This window comes from Nitriliruptor sp., from assembly GCF_040882075.1.
Taxonomy (GTDB): domain Bacteria; phylum Actinomycetota; class Nitriliruptoria; order Nitriliruptorales; family Nitriliruptoraceae; genus Nitriliruptor.
The window spans coordinates 1-5,077 of record NZ_JBBEBZ010000074.1; the positions used below are offsets into that span (position 1 = coordinate 1).

The window sequence follows — 5,077 nt, forward strand, 5'->3', positions numbered from 1 at the left end:
TGGTGCAGAGGCGGACCAGCGCGTCGGCGAGCTGCCGGCCACGGGTGGGGACCGGTTCGGCTGCCGGGCTGTCCTGGTCACCCGGGCACGGTGCCGCCTGCGGGATGTCGGCCTCGGTTTCGAGCCGGCCGGTGATGGTCGCGAACCCTTCGGGACCGAACTGGCCGTACAGGCTGCCGGACCCATCGAGCTGACCCTGCAACGCCAGGAACTCGGCCTGTTCCTGCCGCTCAGCCCGCTGTTCCAGGGTGCGTTCGGGACGGTGGTCGTCGATCGCGTCCTCGAGCGCCCACGCCCGCCGTTCGGCGTCCATCGCTTCGAGCCGCCCGGGGTGCTCGCCCAGGTAGTCGTCGAGCGCGGCACGGGTCGCGGCATCGAACCGTCGGACCCCGATGGTCAGCTGACGCACGTGACCCCAGGACAGCACCCCGCGGGCGAACAGCCCGGCCGTGACCGGCATCGTGGTCAGCACGTCGGCTGCGGTCAGCACCATGGCCACGTCGGAGCCGACCAGGCCGGTGTGTAGTCGCAGCGCTCCGTCGCAGGTCATGCCCTCCTCGGCCGCCGCCCGACGTGCGTCGAGCTGACCGGCCAACGCCACGGCACGGGCGGTGAGCCGGTCGGCGGCGCGCAGCGTGGCCACCAGCTCGGCGAGCTCCCCCTCGGGGACGGCAGCACCCCCGTGGCCGGCCAGGATCGCCACCACCGCCGACGCGACGGGGTCGAGACCCGAAGCGTCATCGGACCCGATCGCTGCGGCCGGAGACGGGCTCCGTGACGGCACCTCATCGCGGGCGTCAGCTGGGTCGTAGCCGGGGTGGCGTTCGCGGGCGGCGGCAGCCAGGGCCGGGCGGCTGGTGTGTCGGTAGCCCTGGCTGCTGCGCATGCGGTCCCCGTCGGTGTCGCGAACGAGCCGAGTCTACCCGAGCATATGTTCGATTCCGAGGAGAAGTTCGCCGATGTGTGGACAACAAACCGCCGGTGCGGAGACCGGTCGCACGAGCCTCGGACACGCCGGGATCCGGAACCTCGACGCTCACCTCGGATCCGGTGACGGAACCGCCTCGTCCAGACCGGGCGGCCTCGCGTCCGCTGCCGGTCACGGTGGAGCACGCGTAGCCTCCCCGCGTGGACCGTCGACCGTCGGGAGCGGTGAGGGTGCGGACGTTGCTGCTACGTCGCGGGCTGCTGGCCCTGCTCGGAGCGGGCGTCTCGGTCGCCAGCCTCGTCGTCCTCGTGGCCGCGATCGCGCTCCGGGTCGACTGGGACGTGCCCGAACCGACCGCCCTCACCGGACCGACGGTGCTGCTCGACACCGACGGTGAGGTGCTCGTCCGCTTCACCGCCGAGGTGGATCGCGAGGTCGTCTCGCTCGACGAGATCGCCCCCGTCGTCCTCGATGCCGTCGTCGCGTCCGAGGACGCACGCTTCTACGAGCACGACGGGGTGGACCCCCTGTCGCTCATCCGCGCCGTGGTGACGAACGTGCGCACCGGTGGCATCACCCAGGGCGGGTCGACGCTGACCCAGCAGTACGTCAAGAACGCCTTCGTCGGCGACGAACAGACCGTGATGCGCAAGGTCCGCGAGGCGGTCATCGCCATCGCGCTCGAGCGGTCGACCTCGAAGGAGGAGATCCTCGAGCGCTACCTCAACGCCGTGGCGTTCGGCGAGGGAGCGGCCGGCGTCCAGGCCGCGGCGCTCACCTACTTCGGCGTCGGCGCCGACCAGCTCGACGCGGCCCAGGCGGCCGCGCTGGCGCAGACGCTGCCAGCCCCGTCGGTGCGCAACCCGCGAGCGGATCCGGAGGGTGCTCGCGCCCGCCGTGATGCGCTGCTCGATCGGATGGGCGAGCTCGGCTCACTCACCGACGCGCAGGTCCGCGCCGCGCAAGCGCGGCCGCTGGAGGTCGCGCCGCGCCCCGAGGTGCGGGGAGGCGATGCGCCGGCGTTCATCGGGTACGTGCGGCGCCAGATCGAACACGCCTACGGCCCGGAGTCGGTGCTGACCGGCGCGCTCACCATCCGGACCACCTACGACCCCCGGGTCCAGCATGCCCTCGACGAGGCGGTCGCCGAGGTCCTCCCCGCGGACGAGGTCGGCGACGTCGAGGCCGCAGCCGTCGCGCTCGACCCGCGGACCGGGGCGATCCTGGCCATCCACGGCGGGCGCGACATGATCGTCGGCGACCTCGACCTCGCGACGATGACCCGGCGACAGAACGGGTCCGCGTTCAAGCCGTTCGTCTACGCGGCTGCGCTCGAGGATGCGCTGGTGGAGCCGACCGACACCCGGCCCGCTCCCGGGAACGTCACCGTCTCGGAGTGCGTCGATCACGACGGCCCGCCGATCACCGTCCGGGGCGGTCCGGGCGGCCGGTTGGCGGTCCACGAGGCGCTCGTCCGCTCCACGAACACGACCTTCCAGCTGCTCGGGTGCGAGCTCGGCGGCCCACGCATCGTCGAGCAGGCGCAGCGGTTGGGGGTCGCGTCCGAGGTCGGGACCGAGGCAGCGGTCGCGCTCGGTGGTTCGTCGTTCGGGGCCACGGTCCTCGACATGGCGTCGGCGTTCGGCACGTTGGCCAACGACGGTGTCCTGTGCCCGGCGCGGAGCGTGCTCGAGGTGCGCGACATCACGGGGGCGGAGGTCACCGCCCCCGACGAGGTGGTGGTCGTCCCCGGTCAACCGCGGACACCGCGGCGTCCGTCCGCGGATCTCCTCGCCGAGCGCGCGGCGGAGCTGGCGGAGCTCGACAGCGACGGTTGCCACAGCGTGGTGCACCCCCGTGTCGCGCGCCAGGTCACCGCGGCGCTCGAGGACGTGGTCGCACGCGGCACGGGTCGCGCCGCGGACATCGGGCGTCCGCAGGGCGGCAAGACGGGCACGACCACGGACGCGAAGGACGCCTGGTTCGTCGGGGTGACGCCGGACCTCGCCCTCGCGGTCTGGATCGGCGACCCCGGGACCGACGGCCGTGTCGACCCCCTGACCGACGTGCTCGGCCTCACCGAGGTGACCGGCGGCAGCCTGCCGGCCGCGCTCTGGGAGCGTGCCGCGGCGGCGATCCTCGAGGACGTGGAACCGACCGGGTTCCCGTCCGTCGCCGACCTCGCGTTCGAGGACCCGGACGCACCTCGCGTCGGACCGCGGCGATCGGTCCCCGCGCCGCCGCCCCCTGACCCCGAACCGAACGAGACCAGCGACGACGGTGGCGAAGACATCCCAGATGCCGAGCCCCCACCCGGCGACGGAGCCGACGACGAGGGAACCGACGACGGGCCGTCTGACGACGGGAGCCCACCACCGGACGATGGCGACGAGGGCGGCGACGGTGACGATGGCGGCGAGTCGTGCCTGATCATCTTCGAGTGCTGACGGGACGAACCGACGCGTCAGGGTGGACGGTCAGTCCGGGCAGCGGGCGAGGAGCTCGTCGCAGAGGGACCGGATCGGCACGACGACGGGGTCGGCGCTGAACGGCGTGTAGCGCGAGGACGCCACGCCGATCACGCGACCTCGGCCGTCGAGGACGGGGCCGCCGGCCAGCAGGTCGAGGGCCGGAAGGTCGGTGACCACACCCGTCGCGTCGGCGGCGGCCACGGTCCCACCGATGCGGACCGCCCCGAGCCCCGGCGTCAGACCGACGGCCACCACGCGGTCCCCGGGGACGGTGGGCTCGTCTGCGGGACGCCACGGCAGCGGCTCGAACCCGGTGAGCGGGACCCGGAGGAGCAGCAGGTCGCGGTCCGCGCGCCAGGAGTGGACGCGTCCGGAGGTGTCACCGGCCGCGGCCCGCACGACGACCGCGACGTCGAGCGGCACCTCGGGACGCTCCGGGTCGACCAGGAGCCCGAAGGTCGTCACGACGAACGCCTCGTCCCCGGTGGCGGCGACCAGGAACCCGTTCGCTCGCCGGCGCTCGGCGACGCGTTGCCCCGTCCCCTCGTCGAGGACCGGAACCTCAGCCTCCAGACGCACCACCCCGACCTCCGCTGCATCAGCGAGCGGGAGCTCCGCCGAGAGCTGGTCGCGGACCGCGTCGACCTCCTCCTGGATGCTGGCCAACGCCTCATCAGCCGCGTCACGGACGTCATCGGCAGCGGTCGCCAGGTCCGCCCGCGCCGACGCCGTCTCGCGCGTCAACCGGTCGACCCGTTGGGACGAGAAGACCACCGCGAGCGATCCGGCGAGCACGGCACCGGCGAGGCCCACGGCGACGAACATCGGCAGCAACCACCACCCGAGCCGGTCCCGCGCCCCGAACAACCGCTCCCGCCAACCCCGCTCGCTCACGGTCGGTCCCGTTCGGCCCGGTGCCGGCGGACCTCGATCATCCGCGCCAGCGCACCGACGACGGGCACGGCGATCGCGCCGACCAGGACGCCCGCACCGAGGTCCCACCCCCGGACCAGCGACGCCCCGCCACCGATCAGGATCCCGAACGGGACCAGCGTCACCAGCGTCCGCCACGGGGATCCGCCGCCGTCGAACCCGCGCGTCGCGACCGTCGCCCCCGTCGCTCCGAGCAGGACCAGCACGAGACCGACCGCGACCGCACCGGGTGACCCGACGCTCAGATCCATGCCACCTCCACGCCTCCCGGCCGGGGCACCGTAGCCCCGCGACCCCGCTGGCTACCCTCCGACCGTGCCTGCTCCCCGCTCCCGCTCCCGCGCCCCCGTCACGACCGTCATCGCCCTCCTGGCCGCGGTCCTCGTCAGCTGCGCCGGTGGGGGTACCCCTGAGCTCCGCGTCCTCGGGACCCCGCAGGTCGCCGCGCCCATCGCCGGCTCCTCGCAGGTCGCGGTCACCGTCGCCAACGACGGCGACGGCGACGACGTGTTGGTCGGCGCCAGCACCGACGCCGCGATCGCCGCCGAGATCCACCGCACGACCATCACCGACGGAGCGGCCGTGATGGAGGTGCTCGAGCAGGTGCCGATCCCAGCGGGTGAGCAGCTCGTGTTCCGTCCGGGTGAGCTGCACCTGATGCTGGTCGTGCCGGACGAGACCGTGCGCGAGGGCGGTACCTTGCGCCTCGTCCTCGAGTTCGAACGCTCCGGCGACGTGGTCGTCG

General features: G+C 73.6%; 5 protein-coding genes. 2 read left to right on the forward strand and 3 right to left on the reverse strand.

Going from position 1 to position 5,077, the window contains the following annotated elements; all coding sequences use genetic code 11:
• On the reverse strand, positions 1 to 886 hold an 886-nt coding region (locus tag WEB03_RS03820), incomplete at its 3' end, for a hypothetical protein (protein ID WP_368069649.1).
• Between the two features lie 281 nt (positions 887 to 1,167).
• On the opposite strand from WEB03_RS03820, the gene WEB03_RS03825 reads away from it, so the two are divergent.
• Positions 1,168 to 3,375 (forward strand): transglycosylase domain-containing protein, encoded by a 2,208-nt coding sequence (locus WEB03_RS03825; protein ID WP_368069650.1) that lies wholly within the window; start codon positions 1,168 to 1,170, stop codon positions 3,373 to 3,375.
• A 30-nt stretch (positions 3,376 to 3,405) separates the two neighbouring features.
• Here WEB03_RS03825 and WEB03_RS03830 read toward each other — a convergent pair whose 3' ends face one another.
• Positions 3,406 to 4,293, reverse strand: a complete 888-nt coding sequence (locus tag WEB03_RS03830; protein WP_368069651.1) for a serine protease — start codon at positions 4,291 to 4,293, stop codon at positions 3,406 to 3,408.
• Complete coding sequence (locus WEB03_RS03835) at positions 4,290 to 4,583, reverse strand: hypothetical protein (protein ID WP_368069652.1); 294 nt, start codon at positions 4,581 to 4,583, stop codon at positions 4,290 to 4,292. The genes WEB03_RS03830 and WEB03_RS03835 overlap by 4 nt, the downstream gene beginning before the upstream one ends.
• A 64-nt stretch (positions 4,584 to 4,647) precedes the next feature.
• On the opposite strand from WEB03_RS03835, the gene WEB03_RS03840 reads away from it, so the two are divergent.
• The coding region (locus tag WEB03_RS03840) for a copper chaperone PCu(A)C (RefSeq protein ID WP_368069653.1) at positions 4,648 to 5,077 on the forward strand (430 nt) is incomplete at its 3' end.